The 16,356-nt window shown below is 57.3% G+C and carries 18 protein-coding genes and 1 tRNA gene; 12 read left to right on the forward strand and 7 right to left on the reverse strand.

Features of this window, described 5'->3' with window-relative positions:
* Positions 1-721 precede the first annotated feature (721 nt).
* Complete coding sequence (locus tag EGO56_RS14235) at positions 722-925, forward strand: hypothetical protein (protein ID WP_135909822.1); 204 nt, start codon at positions 722-724, stop codon at positions 923-925.
* Between the two features lie 427 nt (positions 926-1,352).
* Here the strand turns inward: EGO56_RS14235 and EGO56_RS14240 are convergent.
* Positions 1,353-1,429: transfer RNA gene (locus tag EGO56_RS14240), tRNA-Arg, on the reverse strand.
* Positions 1,430-1,523: 94 nt separating this feature from the next.
* The gene (locus tag EGO56_RS14245; RefSeq protein WP_135909824.1) at positions 1,524-2,027 is read right to left on the reverse strand and encodes a DUF1198 family protein; all 504 of its coding nucleotides are present in this window, start codon (positions 2,025-2,027) and stop codon (positions 1,524-1,526) included.
* 173 nt (positions 2,028-2,200) lie between these two features.
* On the opposite strand from EGO56_RS14245, the gene folD reads away from it, so the two are divergent.
* Positions 2,201-3,067 (forward strand): bifunctional methylenetetrahydrofolate dehydrogenase/methenyltetrahydrofolate cyclohydrolase FolD, encoded by an 867-nt coding sequence (folD, locus tag EGO56_RS14250; RefSeq protein WP_033731804.1) that lies wholly within the window; start codon positions 2,201-2,203, stop codon positions 3,065-3,067.
* Positions 3,068-3,280 carry a ribosome-associated protein YbcJ gene (gene ybcJ / locus EGO56_RS14255; protein WP_013357050.1) on the forward strand — a complete coding sequence of 71 codons (213 nt, stop codon included), beginning with the start codon at positions 3,068-3,070 and terminating at the stop codon, positions 3,278-3,280. It abuts the gene before it with no gap.
* 27 nt (positions 3,281-3,307) lie between these two features.
* On the opposite strand, the gene EGO56_RS14260 is transcribed toward ybcJ, so the two are convergent.
* Positions 3,308-4,414 (reverse strand): AAA family ATPase, encoded by a 1,107-nt coding sequence (locus tag EGO56_RS14260; RefSeq protein ID WP_135909826.1) that lies wholly within the window; start codon positions 4,412-4,414, stop codon positions 3,308-3,310.
* Positions 4,415-4,447: 33 nt separating this feature from the next.
* Positions 4,448-5,833, reverse strand: a complete 1,386-nt coding sequence (gene cysS / locus EGO56_RS14265) for a cysteine--tRNA ligase (protein ID WP_135909828.1) — start codon at positions 5,831-5,833, stop codon at positions 4,448-4,450.
* A 212-nt stretch (positions 5,834-6,045) separates the two neighbouring features.
* On the opposite strand from cysS, the gene ppiB reads away from it, so the two are divergent.
* The 4 genes from ppiB to purK all read left to right on the forward strand — a co-directional run bounded on the left by ppiB (position 6,046) and on the right by purK (position 8,954).
* Positions 6,046-6,540: a peptidylprolyl isomerase B gene (ppiB, locus tag EGO56_RS14270; RefSeq protein ID WP_013357047.1), complete on the forward strand. Its 495-nt coding sequence runs from the start codon at positions 6,046-6,048 to the stop codon at positions 6,538-6,540.
* Positions 6,540-7,256 (forward strand): UDP-2,3-diacylglucosamine diphosphatase, encoded by a 717-nt coding sequence (lpxH, locus tag EGO56_RS14275; RefSeq protein WP_135909830.1) that lies wholly within the window; start codon positions 6,540-6,542, stop codon positions 7,254-7,256. The genes ppiB and lpxH overlap by 1 nt, the downstream gene beginning before the upstream one ends.
* Positions 7,257-7,386: 130 nt before the next feature.
* On the forward strand, positions 7,387-7,893 hold the full coding sequence (purE, locus tag EGO56_RS14280) for a 5-(carboxyamino)imidazole ribonucleotide mutase (RefSeq protein WP_135909832.1): 507 nt from the start codon (positions 7,387-7,389) through the stop codon (positions 7,891-7,893).
* On the forward strand, positions 7,890-8,954 hold the full coding sequence (gene purK / locus EGO56_RS14285; RefSeq protein ID WP_135909834.1) for a 5-(carboxyamino)imidazole ribonucleotide synthase: 1,065 nt from the start codon (positions 7,890-7,892) through the stop codon (positions 8,952-8,954). Before purE ends, purK begins: the two co-directional genes overlap by 4 nt.
* Positions 8,955-9,044: 90 nt before the next feature.
* On the opposite strand, the gene ybbP is transcribed toward purK, so the two are convergent.
* Positions 9,045-11,462, reverse strand: coding sequence for a putative ABC transporter permease subunit YbbP (ybbP, locus tag EGO56_RS14290; RefSeq protein ID WP_135910587.1), 2,418 nt, complete (start codon positions 11,460-11,462; stop codon positions 9,045-9,047).
* Positions 11,459-12,145 carry a putative ABC transporter ATP-binding protein YbbA gene (ybbA, locus tag EGO56_RS14295; protein ID WP_010259059.1) on the reverse strand — a complete coding sequence of 229 codons (687 nt, stop codon included), beginning with the start codon at positions 12,143-12,145 and terminating at the stop codon, positions 11,459-11,461. Before ybbA ends, ybbP begins: the two co-directional genes overlap by 4 nt.
* Here ybbA and tesA point away from each other — a divergent pair.
* The 5 genes from tesA to EGO56_RS14320 all read left to right on the forward strand — a co-directional run bounded on the left by tesA (position 12,113) and on the right by EGO56_RS14320 (position 15,899).
* On the forward strand, positions 12,113-12,739 hold the full coding sequence (gene tesA, locus EGO56_RS14300; RefSeq protein ID WP_185948863.1) for a multifunctional acyl-CoA thioesterase I/protease I/lysophospholipase L1: 627 nt from the start codon (positions 12,113-12,115) through the stop codon (positions 12,737-12,739). The genes ybbA and tesA overlap by 33 nt on opposite strands.
* Positions 12,740-12,769: 30 nt before the next feature.
* A complete protein-coding gene (locus EGO56_RS14305; RefSeq protein WP_135909838.1) occupies positions 12,770-13,543 on the forward strand; it encodes an SDR family oxidoreductase in 774 nt (257 codons plus the stop codon).
* 79 nt (positions 13,544-13,622) lie between these two features.
* Positions 13,623-14,480 carry a thioredoxin family protein gene (locus tag EGO56_RS14310; protein ID WP_135909840.1) on the forward strand — a complete coding sequence of 286 codons (858 nt, stop codon included), beginning with the start codon at positions 13,623-13,625 and terminating at the stop codon, positions 14,478-14,480.
* Positions 14,481-14,538: 58 nt separating this feature from the next.
* Positions 14,539-15,453, forward strand: a complete 915-nt coding sequence (locus EGO56_RS14315) for an SPFH domain-containing protein (RefSeq protein ID WP_013357039.1) — start codon at positions 14,539-14,541, stop codon at positions 15,451-15,453.
* Positions 15,453-15,899 (forward strand): NfeD family protein, encoded by a 447-nt coding sequence (locus tag EGO56_RS14320; RefSeq protein WP_013357038.1) that lies wholly within the window; start codon positions 15,453-15,455, stop codon positions 15,897-15,899. Before EGO56_RS14315 ends, EGO56_RS14320 begins: the two co-directional genes overlap by 1 nt.
* Here EGO56_RS14320 and cueR read toward each other — a convergent pair.
* Entirely contained in the window at positions 15,887-16,291 is a 405-nt protein-coding gene (gene cueR / locus EGO56_RS14325) for a Cu(I)-responsive transcriptional regulator (RefSeq protein ID WP_033731796.1), read from the reverse strand. The two genes, EGO56_RS14320 and cueR, sit on opposite strands and share 13 nt — an antisense overlap.
* Positions 16,292-16,356 lie beyond the last annotated feature (65 nt).

Consider the following 16,356-nt stretch of genomic DNA (forward strand, 5'->3'; position numbering starts at 1 on the left):
GTATCACATTGCACGGGTCAACCTGTATCAGAGACAACACGCTGTATTTTAAAACCGGGAAAATTCACAAAGATATACTTTGGACTGTGAACCTCGCAGTAAGTAATGCTCGATTATATCTACTGGACAGCAGAGGCTATATCTATATACCGTGTCAATACCGTCTCTGATCTGAATCTAACGTAGTTATCGATGGATTGCCAAAGCAGGAAATGATCTCCTGCTTAGTGGCCTCCCTTTTATTCACATTCGCTAGCTTTGATTCATCGAAGTTAATGCCTGTATAGACCCAACCGGAAAACAATGTTTCAATTACCGCACCAAAAATCAGCCCCTTCATATCCCTATCCCCAAAAAAGATGAGATGAATCATAGTATGGAGTGGTCGCAACAAAGGGGAAAATGGTCAATTTTGCTAAAATTCATAGCGCGACTGCCGATATACCAGAGAAGGCAAATCAAGGAGAAATCACAATGGAACAACCAAACCCACTCGCAGCGATGACGTTTATAATCTGGTTTTTCATGTTTATTCCATGCTTTCGTATGGCTCAGAAAGCGGGATTTGGATGGAAAATGGCTCTGCTACTATCATTCCCCGGCTTGCACTTCTTTACCCTCTATGTCTTCGCTTATAAGAAGTGGCCCAACGTACCCAATGCATGAGAACCTAGAGCAAAATGTCACCCGCTTGGTTTGGTAATTTAAAAAGGAGAATGTTATGGAATGGATTATTGGCATCGTTGTCCTTATGATCATCGCAGGAATATTTAAACCAAGGCGATGTGATATTTGCGGTACTGGATTTAAAAAGAAATACTTCACCTGGAAGATAGATGGCAAAAAGCAGCATCTTTGCCCGTATTGCAATAGCAAGATGAACCGTAGAAACAGCGATCGTAAATTCAAAGACAGGTTTGGCTAGCAAAAAGTCCACCTGAGTGCGCTACTCTGCTTTGCCTGTCGCCTTTCCGCTTTAATGGCGCTGTAACTGGCGAACCTTTGCCTTACTGTTTTCATGGCAATGCATAGAATTGCGCTCTACGAACTCTGTTGAGCACTGACTGATAACGCTTCGTGTTTTTAGGAGCACGTCGTTGTGGTGCTTGCCAAACGTCAGCGCCACTTTGAAAGTGTTAGTGTATGACCCCGCACCGGTCAGGAATACCAGCTAACGGAGGTCCATACCATTCACTACAGTTGGATATGTCATTGCATTTCTATCTTTTAGAAAAGTGACCCTGTTTGCACAGAAAAGCCGCCCGCGAGAGGTTTTGGGGTGAAAACGACACAAATACGACACAAGGAAATAATCAGGCAGGATTGAAGCTGGCGTAAGTCATTGAAGGAATTGGTACGCCCTACAGGATTCGAACCTGTGACCTACGGCTTAGAAGGCCGGTGCTCTATCCAACTGAGCTAAGGGCGCATGGAGATGGCACGGATTATACGTCGGGAAGCGGGTACGTCAACGTTTTTGCCGTTTTCCCGCAGCGAAGTGCTGCGGTAATAACCAATTAGCGTCAGTGACGCCTGCGCCATTCGCTGAGCGACACGAGTTTACTGGTTCCGGAAAATTCTCCTTCCAGCTCAATCCCTTGTGATGTGAAACGCGCATTGTATTGCTCACGAAGTGCGTGCAACTCCTGGCTGTCCGGCTCCAGCTGGCGCAGAAAGCCCAGCGCGAGCAGCAACTGCTGGCGGCTGATAAGCGGTGGAAAACCGGCACGACTGAGAATGGCATGCCAGCGCTGGCTGTTCTCCTCGCTGCCGTCAACAATCAACACCTGCCAGATCAGCAGTACCGCTGCGCCGTTTTGCAGGTGCGTTTCATTATCGCTGCTGAGATAGTCGGTAAACTCCTTCGCCGCCTCTTTCCCCATCATAGAGAGCATTGATTCCACCTGTACCGGTGGCAGCTGCAGCCGTTTGCTGAGCCGCTGAGCGGCGTGGCGTGAGCCAGCGGTGAGCAGCTGAAAGCCAGCGACAAACACCACCGCCAGCGTAGCAAGCATTATCCAAATCATTACATCGTCCCCGGATTGTCCTGCAGATATCATACGCATGCAGGCAGGCGCTCGTCGCGACGAAAAAGCCGGAAAGCGCATACGCGGCTGAAACTGTGACTGACAGCGCGCCGCGCTTCTGACAAAATAGCCCCCTTCCCCGATTCAACACAACACAGTGGATTTCCTCTCTGATGGCAGCAAAAATTATTGACGGTAAAACGATTGCGCAGCAGGTGCGCGTTGAGGTTGCGGAAAAAGTGAAGCAGCGTCTGGCCGCCGGAAAACGTGCGCCAGGTCTGGCAGTGGTTCTTGTGGGTGAAAACCCGGCATCGCAGATCTATGTGGCCAGCAAACGCCGCGCCTGTGAAGAGGTCGGTTTCCACTCCCGCTCTTACGATCTGCCTGCCACCACCCGCGAAGCTGAGCTGCTGGAGCTGATCGATAAGCTCAATCAGGACGACGAAATCGATGGCATCCTGGTGCAGCTGCCGCTGCCAGCGGGCATCGATAATGTGAAGGTGCTGGAGCGCATCACGCCGGATAAAGATGTCGATGGCTTCCACCCTTATAACGTCGGTCGCCTGTGTCAGCGTGCGCCAACCCTGCGTCCCTGCACCCCGCGCGGTATCGTGACGCTGCTGGAGCGCTACAACATCGACACCTACGGCCTGAACGCTGTGGTGGTCGGGGCGTCTAACATTGTTGGTCGTCCGATGAGCATGGAGCTGCTGCTCGCAGGCTGCACCACCACCGTGACCCATCGCTTTACCAAAGATTTGCGCCATCACGTTGAGCATGCCGATCTGCTGGTCGTTGCGGTGGGCAAGCCAGGCTTTATTCCGGGCGACTGGATCAAACCCGGTGCCATCGTCATTGACGTGGGCATTAACCGTCTGGACAGCGGCAAAGTGGTGGGCGACGTTGATTTTGACAGCGCATCAGAGCGCGCCTCCTACATCACCCCGGTGCCGGGCGGTGTCGGACCGATGACAGTCGCAACACTGATTCAAAACACGCTGCAGGCGTGCGAAGAGTTTCACGATAAAGAGGACGTTTAAATGGCAAGTTTTTCACTGGGTAAATTCCCGCATGTCGATCTGTGTGACCTGCTGAAGCTGGAAGGCTGGGTTCAGAGCGGCGCACAGGCGAAAGTCGTGATTGCCGAGGGTGAAGTGAAGGTCAACGGCGCGGTAGAGACCCGTAAGCGCTGCAAGATCGTTGCCGGTCAGACCGTGGAATTTGCCGGTTTCCGCATCACTGTAGTCGAATAATTCCCGGGCGTCCCTGCGGGGACGCTGTCACAGCAGTTCATCCCCCGCCACACTCGTCTCCCCTTCCCGCTGTTCCAGTGCAATATGATTCACCGCCATATGCTGCGCAATCAGTGTCGCGAGGCGGGGTGAATGGCTGGTGATCCAGAGCTGGCTGTACTGACTGGCTTCGGCGATTAAACGCGCCAGCGCAGGCAACAGATCTTCATGCAAACTGTTTTCCGGCTCATTCAGTGCCATAAAGGCGGGCGGACGCGGGCTGAGCAGCGCCACAACCAGACAGAGAAACCGCAGCGTACCATCCGAAAACTCCGCGCTCTCCAGCGGACGCAGAATGCCATGGCGGGACATCAGCATCTGAAAGCGACCGTTCTGCACTTCGACGTCAAACTGGCTGTCGGGAAACGCCTGCGTCATCACCTCAGACAACAGTTCTGAATGACCACGCTCAACAATGGTTGCCCAGGCTGCCGCCAGATTGCTGCCATCGTGGCTCAGCACCGGCGCACGCACCCCAATCTGCGGCGCACGTATCGGTGAGCCAGGCCAGACGGCGAACTCATGGTAGAAGCGCCACTGCTGCAGCCGCTCGCGCAGCTGGGAAAGTTCCGGGTAGAGATGCGGTTCGCCAAGCTGACCAAACAGCGATTCTTCAGGATGCAGCACCGCCGGATAAGCGACGCGATCCCCTTCAACGTTGTGCAGAAAAGCAGTCTGATTTTCGCGCTGCATGATGCAGGCAGAAAGACGACGACGCTGACCGCTGAGCCAGAGCCGCTCCTGCTTCACCAGCGGATCGAGGTTGAACAGGCTGGTCGACAGCGGCTCGGGAAAGCCAATCTCCAGCTGGTAATCCATATCATCCATCACCACGGCCAGCTCCAGCCGCTTTGGATCGTGTCGGCGATCGCCCCGGCGCAAGCCACCCGCCCACATCGTTTTCTGAATGCCGCCTTCATCAGCCAGTGCCAGCGCCAGACGACCGCTGGCCGCTTCGTGCAGCAGCCGCACTGCTTTGTAGAGGTTGGATTTACCGCAGCCGTTGGGACCGCTCACCACATTCAGCTGCTGCAGTGACAGCGTCAGGTTACGTATTGAGCGGAAGCCACGGATCTGAATCTGTTCAATCGCCATAATAAAAAAGGGCGATTGCTCGCCCTCTCCGGTTTATTTTCGACGCCAGCTGGAGCCCTGTGGTCCATCCTCGACGATGACACCCAGCGCGTTAAGCTTGTCGCGCGCGATGTCCGCTTCCGCCCAGGCTTTGGCGGCACGCGCATCGGCACGGGCTTTCACCCAATGCTCAATCTCAGCAACCTCTTCGTCATTGACCTGCGCGCCACTTTGCAGGAACAGCTCAGGATCCTGCTGCAGGATGCCCAGCACGTTAGCCATCTCACGCAGCTTCGACGCCAGACCGTGCGCTGACGCGCCATCTTCGCTTTTCAGGCGGTTAACTTCACGCGCCATATCGAACAGCACCGAGTAGGCTTCCGGGGTGTTGAAATCATCGTCCATCGCGCTGCGGAAACGCGCTTCAAACGCTTCGCCGCCGCTTGCTGGCACGCTGCTGTCGGTGTGACGCAGCGCGGTATAAAGACGCTCCAGCGCCGCACGCGCCTGGTTCAGGTTATCTTCGCCATAGTTAAGCTGGCTGCGATAGTGACCAGACATCAGGAAATAACGCACCGTTTCCGCATCATAGTGTTGCAGCACGTCTCGCACGGTGAAGAAGTTGCCGAGCGATTTAGACATCTTTTCGCGGTCAACCATCACCATGCCGGAGTGCATCCAGTAGTTAACGTAAGGACCGTCATGAGCGCAGCTCGACTGGGCGATTTCGTTTTCATGGTGCGGGAACATCAGGTCTGAACCGCCGCCGTGGATGTCGAAATGGGTGCCCAGCTGTTTGCAGTTCATCGCCGAGCACTCGATGTGCCAGCCAGGACGACCGTTGCCCCACGGCGATGACCAGGCAGGCTCATCCGCTTTGGACATTTTCCACAGCACGAAGTCCATCGGATTGCGCTTCACGTCCGCGACTTCAACGCGTGCGCCTGCCTGCAGCTGCTCCAGATCCTGACGCGACAGCGCGCCATAATCGGTGTCGCTCAGCACATCGAACATCACGTCGCCATTGTCCGCCACATAAGCGTGATTGCGGGCGATCAGCGTCTGCACCAGCTCAATGATTTCAGCAATGTGGCGGGTGGCTCGCGGCTCCTCATCAGGTGGCAGGATCCCCAGCGCAGCGAAGTCGTTGTGCATCTCGCCAATCATACGGTTGGTCAGCGTTTCGATGCTCTCACCGTTTTCATTGGCGCGTTTGATGATTTTGTCATCAATGTCGGTGATATTACGTACATAGTTAAGCTGATAACCGAGGTAACGCAGGTAGCGCGCCACCACGTCAAACGCCACGAACGTCCGCCCATGACCAATGTGACAGAGGTCATACACCGTGATGCCGCAAACATACATCCCGATTTTACCGGCATGAATGGGTTTGAATTCCTCTTTCTGTCGACTCAGGGTGTTATAAATCTTAAGCATTGAACGGTTCCGTTTTCGCGTGTGGTTGGCTTTTTTAAGTATCCAGACATTGTGCCGTATTTTTATCGCTCGCGCGACGCAAAGCAAGCCAACTGCGCCGTGCTGCTGACGCGTCATTGGAAATTATGATATAAGAACGGTCGACTAAAAGGGGTACGCCAGTTAACAGCGCGATCCCGGCAACTGATCACAACCTTTACAGGACAACAAAAATGGTAACTTTCCAGACGAACCATGGCGATATCGTAATCAAAACTTTCGATGATAAAGCGCCGGCAACCGTACAGAACTTCCTGGATTACTGCCGTGAAGGTTTTTACGACAACACCATTTTCCACCGTGTTATCAACGGCTTTATGATTCAGGGCGGCGGCTTCGAGCCGGGCATGAAGCAGAAAGCGACCAAAGATGAAATCCAGAACGAAGCGAACAACGGTCTGAAAAACACCAAAGGTACGCTGGCAATGGCACGTACCTCTGCGCCGCACTCTGCGACCGCACAGTTCTTCATCAACGTGGCTGACAATGACTTCCTGAACTTCCGTGACGAAAGCGTTCAGGGCTGGGGCTACTGCGTATTCGCAGAAGTGGTTGAAGGCATGGACGTGGTCGAGAAGATCAAAGCCGTTTCTACCGGCCGCAGCGGCATGCACCAGGATGTGCCAAAAGATGACGTCGTGATCCAGAAAGTGACCGTTAGCGAGTAATGTCCCGCACGCTGTTTATCGCAGATCTCCATCTGTGTCAGGAAGAACCGGCGATTACCGCCGGTTTTCTGCATTTTTTACAACGCGAAGCGCCCCACTGCGACGCGCTCTATATTCTCGGCGATCTGTTTGAAGCCTGGATTGGCGACGACGATCCTAATCCGCTGCATCAGCAGATTGCCCGTGCCCTGCGCGCCCTGCCGGTTCCGGTTTACTTTATCCATGGCAACCGCGACTTCCTGATTGGCCGACGCTTTGCGCGCGCCAGCGGCATGACGCTGCTGCCGGAAGAACAGGTACTGACGCTCTACGGCCATCGGCTGCTGATCATGCACGGCGATACGCTCTGCACGGACGATGCGGGTTATCTGCGCTTTCGTGCCAAAGTGCATAATCCGTGGATTCAGCGACTGTTCCTGGCGCTGCCGTTGTGGATACGCAAACGCATCGCCGCCCGGATGCGCGCCGACAGCAAACAGGCCAACCAGCATAAATCCCAGACCATTATGGATGTGAATCAGGATGCCGTGGCCGCCACGATGCTGCGCCAGCAGGTGCCGCTGCTGATCCACGGCCACACCCATCGCCCGGCAATCCATACGCTGAGCTTAAAAGGTGAAACGGCGCAACGCGCGGTGCTGGGTGCCTGGCACAGCCGGGGTTCCATGATTCAGCTCGACGCCAGCGGCATTCAGCTTATCCATTTCGACTTCTGATCGCCGGTTAAATCCACGACATCTGGCCGACGCAACCGTTTTCCTTGCGTCGTTGTCATGCTATTCTCGGTGCCCTTCAAAACCTGTCCGCCCGGCCAGGTCTGTTTGTTTATTCACAGGAGTTGACCGCATGTCATCCAACGCCCCGGCCCGCATCGCCATTGTTATGGGTTCCAGAAGTGACTGGGCCACCATGCAGTTCGCCGCTGAAATCCTCACCAGCCTGGACGTCCCTTTTCATGTTGAAGTGGTCTCTGCGCACCGCACCCCGGATAAACTGTTCAGCTTCGCCGAAACAGCAGCGGACAACGGTTTGCAGGTGATTATTGCTGGCGCAGGTGGCGCGGCGCATCTGCCGGGAATGCTGGCAGCAAAAACCCTGGTGCCGGTGCTGGGTGTGCCGGTTCAGAGCGCAGCCCTGAGCGGCGTCGATAGCCTCTATTCGATTGTGCAGATGCCGCGCGGTATTCCGGTCGGCACGCTGGCGATTGGCAAGGCGGGCGCAGCCAATGCCGCCCTGCTGGCCGCGCAGATTCTGGCGCTGCATGACAGTGCGCTGGCATCCCGCCTGAATACCTGGCGTCAGACTCAGACCGATGAGGTGCTGAACCATCCCGATCCGCGGGTGGATGCATGAAGCCGGTCTGCGTACTGGGCAACGGCCAGTTAGGCCGTATGCTGCGCCAGGCGGGTGAGCCACTGGGCATCGCGGTCTATCCGGTAGGCCTGGACGCCGATCCTGCCGCCCTGCCGATCGCTGACAGCGTGATCACCGCCGAAATTGAACGCTGGCCGGAAACGGCGCTGACGCGTGAGCTGGCGAGTCATCCGGCTTTTGTGAACCGTGATATTTTCCCACGTCTGGCCGATCGCCTCACGCAGAAACAGCTGCTGGATCAGCTGGGGCTTGCCACGGCACCGTGGCAGTTGCTGGCGGATAAAAGCGAATGGCCAGCGGTGTTTGATTCACTAGGCGAGCTGGCGATTGTGAAAAGCCGCACCGGTGGTTACGACGGGCGGGGTCAGTGGCGTCTGCGTGCTGATGAAACGCACCAGCTGCCGGATGCGTGTTATGGCGAATGCATCGTTGAGCAGGGCATTAACTTTTCCGGTGAAGTGTCCCTGGTAGGCGCGCGCGGTCACGATGGCTCGGTGGTGTTCTATCCGCTGACGCATAACCTGCATCAGGACGGCATTCTGCGTACCAGCGTGGCACTGCCGCAGGCGGATCAGGCACAGCAGCAGCAGGCCGAAGCGATGCTGAGCGCAATCATGCAGGCGCTGAATTACGTGGGCGTGATGGCGATGGAGTGTTTTGTGACGCCAGCCGGACTGTTGATCAATGAGCTGGCACCGCGTGTGCACAACAGTGGTCACTGGACGCAGAACGGTGCGTCGATCAGCCAGTTTGAGCTGCATCTGCGCGCCATTCTGGGCCTGGCCTTACCGCAGCCGGTGGTGTTTGCGCCGTCGGTAATGGTGAATCTGATTGGCACCACCGTGAATCTCAGCTGGCTGCAGCAGTCGCTGGTGCATCTGCACTGGTATGAGAAAGAGGTGCGTCCAGGTCGTAAAGTGGGCCACCTCAATCTGACCGACAGCGATGCAGAGCGGCTGAAAGCGGCGCTGAATGCGCTGGTGCCTCAGCTACCGGCAGAGTACGCCAGCGGCATCGCCTGGGCCGTTGAAAAGCTGTAGTTTCCCGTAACCCGTTACCCGATTGCGGGTAACGGGTGCGTCTGGATAAAGGTCAAAGGCGGCTTCGTGCCGCCTTATTTCAGCCCTGCCTTATGCCGCATCAAACTTCCTGAAAAGCGCCTTCCCTTTCAGTAACCGGACTCCCAGCCAGCCGCCACACAGCGACAGCAGCAGCGCGCCACACAACGGCAATGCCAGCCACAGGGTCCAGTCCGGCTGCCATGGGAAGTCGAAAATCTTCGTCTGTAATCCCCACAGCGCGGCTTCTGCCCCCATCGCCGCCGCCACGCCAGAGACCACGCCGAGCAGCGCGAACTCACACCACAGCGTCGTGCGCAGCAGTCGTTTCCCCGCACCCAGCGTGCGATAGACCACCAGCTCCTGCCGACGCTGGCGCATTCCGACCTGAATCTGCGCCAGCAGCAGCAGCACACCGCAGGCGGTGACCAGCACCACCATGATCTCCAGCGCCCGGCTGACCTGCGTCAGTACCTGACCGATCTGCCGCATAATGCTGCCGATATCCAGCAGACTCAGCGTCGGAAAGGCGCGGTTCAGCTGCGCCAGCAGAGCAGGATTCGCCTCCATGTGGAAGCTGGTGAGCCAGGTCTGCGGCTGGCTGTCGAGCGCACCTGGCGGGAAGATAAAGAAGAAGTTCGGCTTCAGGCTTTCCCAGTCCACTTTACGCAGGCTGGTGATACGGGCGCTGAACGTCTGCGTATCACCGTCGAACGTCAGGGTATCGCCGAGCTTCAGCCCCAGCCGATCCGCCAGCTCCACTTCCATCGACACTTCACCCGCTTTTGGCGGCCAGTTGCCTGCCACCAGCGGATTGTGATCCGGGCGATCGGCCAGCGCCGTCAGGTTAAGCTCGCGGTTAAGGGCATTATCCAGTTTCGGATCGGCCGGTTTGCCGTTGAGTTCGCTAAGCCGCACCCGCGCAATCGGATAAAAGGTTTCGGGCTTGATCTGGTGCGCTTGCAGGAAATCACGCACCTGCGGCACCTGATCCGCCGTCATGTTGAGCAGGAAGAAGTTCGGGCTATCTGCCGGTAACTGCTGCTGCCAGCGATCCAGCAGATCGCCGCGCATCACCAGCAGCAGCGCCAGCAGCATAAACGACAGCGAAAAGGCCGCGAGCTGGCTCAGCGTCATCCCGGGCTGGCGCAGCAGCCGGTTGATCGCCAGTCGCAGTGCCAGATTGTGTACCACCAGCCGACGCAGCAGCAGCAGGGTTCCCCAGCCGAGTAACGCCAGTAATCCCGCCAGCACCACCACACCCGCCAGCAGCGCCCAGAGCATTTTACTGCCGCCGACCAGCAGCGCTAACAGCGCCACCACCACCACGAGCATTACCGGAATATAAAATTTCAGCGGCCAGAGATTTGCCACCGCATCGCGCCGCAGCACCCGCAGTGGCTGGGTTGCCAGCAGCAGACGATAGGGACGCAGGCCCACCAGCAGCGAAATCACAAACAGTGAACCCACCGCCCAAATCCACGGCCAGACGCTGGCCGCCGGTAAGCTGGCAGGCAACACCGGTTTCAGCATCGTCATCAGAATCGCTTCCACGCCCTGCCCCACAACGCTTCCGGCAATCGCCGCCAGCAGCAGCACCGCCAGCCACTGGCCGATGATCAACCGCTGCAACGCGCCCTGCGTCGCGCCCAGGGTTTTCAGCACCGCCACCAGATCGTAGCGGCTGCGGCAATAGTGGCTCATGGCAACCGCCACAGCCGCAATCGCCAGCATCAGCGTCAGTAAGGCCGAGAGCAGCAGGAATTGCTGCGCGCGCTGCATCGAACGGCCCAGCGCATCTTCTGAGTTATCTACGCTGATCCAGCGCTGATCCGCCTTCAGCTGTGGTTGAATCCAGCGGTCATAGCGGGTCAGCTGCTCAGGATTGCCGGAAAATTTATAGCGCCAGGTGATGCGACTGCCGGGCTGAATCGCACCGGTTCTGGCGGCATCCGCCAGATTGATCAGCAGACGCGGGGCCATCTCAAACGGGTTAAAGCCGCCATCCGGCTCCTGAATCACCTCACCGCTGATGCGCAGCTGGGTATCCCCCACTTCCAGCATGTCGCCCACTTTCAGATTCAGCAGCGCCATCAGGCGCGGGGCTGCCAGCGCGGTGCCTGCCTGGGGCCGCAGCCCCGGCGGCTGCGTCTGCAACGTGCCAAACATCGGGTAGCGGTCATCCACCGCTTTGACGGAGGCGAGCTGCGGTGACTGATCCGCAAAGGTCATGGTCATAAACGTGAGCTGAGAACTGACCGTCAGGCCGGTTTCCCGCGCCTTTTCCAGCCAGGCTTCGGGCGCAGCATCGGTGCTGCGCAGCGTGCGGTCACCGGCCATAAAGTCACGGCTCTGCTGATTCAGCCCTTTTTCCATGCGATCGCTGATCGACCCCAGCGCCAGTACGCAGGCCACCGCCAGCGTCAGGGCCAGCCAGACAATCAGCAGCGAGGGCGAACGCCACTCGCGCCAGAACCAGCGCCAGATCATTGCTCCTCCCATAATTTACCGTCGCGCAGCCGCAGACGACGATCGCAGCGCGCCGCCAGTTGCTCGTCATGCGTCACCAGAATCAGCGTGGTGGCGAAGTCGCGATTAAGGGAAAAGAGCAAATCGGCGATGCGATCACCGGTTTTACGATCGAGGTTGCCGGTCGGCTCATCGGCAAACAGCAGCCCCGGACGACCACTGAAGGCGCGGGCCAGCGCGACACGCTGCTGTTCGCCGCCTGACAGCTGAGCGGGCAGATGATGCAGACGTTCACCCAGCCCGAGCAGCGTCAAAAGTTCCCGTGCCTGTTCGCGGCTCTGGCGGTCGCTGTCGCCGCGCAGGAGTGATGGCAGCTGGACGTTCTCCTGCGCATTCAGGGTCGGCACCAGCATGAATGACTGAAACACAAAGCCGACCTGCCGGGCACGCAGGGCCGCACGCTGCTCTTCGTTCATCTGGTGCAGCGGCTGCCCCAGCAGATGAACTTCGCCGCTGCTGCCATCGTCCAGCCCGGCCAGAATGCCCAGCAGGGTTGACTTGCCGGAGCCGGACTCGCCAATCAGCGCAATGGTCTCAGCTGGTTTGACAACCAACTCAACTCCGGTGAGGATGGTTAACTGATGCTCTCCCTGACCGACGGACTTAGTAAGATGATGAACTTCAACAATGTTTTCCGCTGGCATTATCCCTTCCTGTTATTGATTCTTCTGATGGTGTCGCGTCTTGCTGCTGCAGATACCCTGATGGTGCTGGGCGACAGCCTGAGTGCAGGCTATCGTATGTCTGCCACGGCGGCCTGGCCCAGCCTGCTCGATAAGCAGTGGCAGCAAAAACCGAAAGTGGTCAACGCCAGCATCAGCGGCGATACTGCCGCACAGGGACTGGCGCGTCTGCCTGCGCTATTAAAACAGCATCAGCCGCAATGGGTGTTAATCGAACTGGGCGGTAACGATGGTCTGCGCGGTTTTCCGCCAGATGCTATCGCGCAGAATCTGAGTAAAGTCATTGACGATATCAAAGCCGCCAATGCTAAGCCGCTGCTGATGCAGATCCGCCTGCCCGCCAACTATGGCCGCCGCTACACCGAGGCGTTCAGCGGCATCTACCCTGGCCTGGCGCAGCAGCATGATATTCCTCTGGTGCCCTTTTTCATGGAGCAGGTCTATCTGAAGCCCGGGTGGATGCAGCAGGATGGCATTCATCCTAATCCTGATGCCCAGCCATTTATCGCCGGATTAATGGCAAAAGAACTGGCTCCCTTAGTTAAGCAGCCGTAGCGCGCCTGGATGCGCAAAAAGGGTAAAGAAATGCAAAAAACCATTCTGATTACAGGTTGTTCCAGCGGTATTGGCCTGGTCGCCGCGCACGATCTGCTGGCGCGGGGTTATAAGGTGATCGCCGCCTGCCGAAAAGCCGACGATGTCGCCCGCATGAACACGCTGGGTTATACGGGCATCCAGCTCGATCTCGACGATCCGCAGAGTGTCGATCGGGCAGCGGATGCGGTGCTCGCGCTCTGCGATAACCGTCTGGCCGCGCTATTCAACAATGCCGGATTTGGTCTCTATGGCCCGCTGCATACGCTCTCGCGTCAGCAGCTGGAGAAGCAGTTTTCCAGCAACTTTTTCGGCGTCCATCAGCTGACGCTGCGGCTGTTACCTGCGCTGCAGGCCAGCGGTGATGGCCGCATTGTTAATACCAGCTCGGTGCTGGGACTGATCTCCACGCCTGGCCGGGGTGCTTATGCCGCCAGTAAATATGCGCTGGAAGCCTGGAGCGATGCGCTGCGGCTCGAAGTGCGCAATAGCGGCATCCGGGTCAGTCTGATTGAACCTGGCCCGATTGAGACCCGCTTTACCGATAATGTGACGCAGGGGGAACAGCATAACCCGGTGCGTAACCCGGGTATCGCGGCACGCTTTACCCTGCCAGCGGAAGCCATTCTGCCTAAACTTCGTCACGCACTCGAGAGTAAACATCCACGTTTGCGCTATCCGGTGACGCTGGTCGCACACGTAATGAGCCTGCTGAAACGGTTACTGCCAGGCTGGATGCTGGATCGCATTTTGCGCAGCCATTAATCAGCCATGCGCAATAGCGCTTGAAGCCGGGCCAGTTGGCCCCATATTCTTAGAACACTTTTTGCAAAGAGACTTATCCATGTCACCACACGCTTCTATCATCGACATCAACGAATCTAACCTGCAGCAGACCCTTGAGCAGTCGATGCAGCTGCCGGTGCTGTTCTACTTCTGGTCTGAGCGCAGCCAGCACTGTCAGGAGCTGACACCTGTGCTGGAGCGTCTGGCGCAGGAGTACGCGGGTCAGTTTATTCTCGCAAAACTCGATTGTGACAAAGAGCAAAGGGTGGCGTCGCAGTTTGGTCTGCGTTCAATCCCGACCGTCTACCTGTTCCAGGATGGTCAGCCGGTTGATGGCTTCCAGGGACCGCAGCCGGAAGAGGCGATCCGTGCCCTGCTGGAAAAAGTGCTGCCGCGTGAAGAAGAGCTGAAAGCGCAGCAGGCGATGGCACTGATGCAGGAAGGTAAACCGCTGGAGGCGCTGCCGCTGTTAAAAGATGCATGGCAGCTGAGCAACCAGTCCAGTGAGATTGGTTTCCTGCTGGCAGACGTGCTGATTACCCTGAACCGCAGCGATGAAGCGGAGGCGGTGCTGAAAGTTGTCCCCCTGCAGGATCAGGATACCCGCTATCAGAGCCTGATGGCGCAGATCGATCTGCTGAAACAGGCTGCGGATACGCCGGAGATTCAGCAGCTGCAATCCGAGCTGGAAGCGGACCCGACTAACGCCGGGCTGGCTGCTAAACTCTCGTTACAGCTGCATCAGGTGGGTCGTAATGAAGAAGCACTGGAACTGCTGTTCAGCTTCCTGAAATCCGATCTCAATGCCGCTGATGGCCAGGCGCGTAAAATGCTGCAGGAGATTCTGGCGGCGCTGGGAACCGGCGATGCACTGGCTGCGCGTTATCGTCGCCAGCTCTATTCCCTGCTGTACTAAACAGCACCACCACGGGCCGAAGCGACTCGGCCCGTTAATCTGACAATGCGGAGGTTGTATGATAACAGTGATTCCTGCCCTGATTATTCTGGCACTGGTTGCGGTCTGGGCGACCGTCAAGATCGTGCCACAAGGTTTTCAATGGACGGTTGAGCGCTTTGGCCGTTATACCCGCACGCTACAGCCAGGATTAAGTCTGGTGGTGCCGTTCATGGATCGCGTTGGTCGCAAGATCAACATGATGGAACAGGTACTGGATATCCCCTCGCAGGAGATCATCTCCAAAGATAACGCCAACGTCACCATCGATGCGGTCTGCTTTATTCAGGTCGTTGATCCCGCGCGTGCCGCCTATGAAGTCAGCAATCTTGAGCAGGCGATTCTGAACCTCACGATGACCAATATGCGTACCGTGCTGGGCAGCATGGAGCTGGACGAAATGCTGTCACAGCGCGACAGCATTAATACCCGTCTGCTGCATATCGTGGATGAGGCGACCAATCCGTGGGGCGTTAAGATTACCCGCATCGAGATTCGCGACGTGCGCCCACCGCAGGAGCTGATCGGTGCAATGAATGCACAGATGAAAGCAGAGCGAACCAAGCGCGCCGATATTCTGACGGCCGAAGGGGTACGACAGGCGGCGATCCTGCGCGCTGAAGGGGAGAAGCAGTCGCAGATCCTCAAAGCGGAAGGTGAGCGTACCTCGGCATTCCTGCAGGCAGAAGCCCGTGAACGTCAGGCTGAAGCGGAAGCTAACGCCACTAAAATGGTCTCGGAAGCGATCGCCGCGGGTGACATTCAGGCTATCAACTACTTCGTGGCGCAAAAGTATACCGATGCGCTGCAAAAAATCGGTGAAGGCACTAACAGCAAAGTCGTGATGATGCCGCTTGAGGCAAGCAGTCTGCTGGGGTCGATCGCGGGCATCGGTGAACTGCTGAAGGAATCGCGTACCGAGTCGAAACGCTGATGCTGATGGAAATCATCGCGCATCCGCACTGGTTCTGGCTGACGCTGGGTGGATTACTGCTGGCGGCTGAGATGCTGGGCACCAGCGGTTATCTGCTGTGGAGCGGGCTGGCGGCAGTTATTGTCGGCATCTTTGAGTGGCTGGTGCCGGTGAGTTGGACGACGCAGGGGTCACTGTTTGCCGTGCTGACGCTGGTGTGCGTCTTTCTGTGGTATCGCTGGATGCGCCACCGTGAAACGCGTCAGACGCCTAATGCCCTGAACCAGCGCGGCAGCCAGATGATCGGGTTGCAGCTGACGCTGGATACCGCGCTGCATAACCGCACCGGGCACATACGCATCGGTGACAGCAGCTGGCGGGTTGAGGCGGAGCAGGATCTGCCTGCCGGCACGCCGGTCGTCGTGGTCGGCATTGAGGGGATTACTCTGCGAATTCAGCCACGCTGACCGCAGCACCCGGCCAGATTATTGATAATCGGGCACTCTGCGCTCTCATCGCCCGGACAGGCGTCTGCCAGCGCCAGCAGACGAGCACGCATGGCATGCAGCTCTTCAATGTGCGCCGCAATTTCATCGGCTTTCTGCAGCGTACGGGCTTTGACATCGGCACTGTGTCGCGACGGATTATTAAACAGCGCCACCAGCTCGCGGCACTCATCCAGGGTGAAGCCCACCTGCCGCGCCTGTCGTAACAGGTTCAGTTCATCCAGATGGTGACCGTCGTAATGGCGGTAACCATTTTCACTGCGCAACGGCGGCGTCACCACGCCTTTCTCTTCGTAGAAACGAATCGCCTTGCTGGTCAGTCCGGTCTTTTTCGCCACATCGCTGATGTTCATTTTCGCCCCCTTGACCTTCCCCTTGATGGAAGGTTTATGCTTAAGCATGAATCGAAACTGACTAA

Origin of the sequence: Pantoea vagans, from assembly GCF_004792415.1 — a bacterium.
Lineage (GTDB): Bacteria > Pseudomonadota > Gammaproteobacteria > Enterobacterales > Enterobacteriaceae > Pantoea > Pantoea vagans.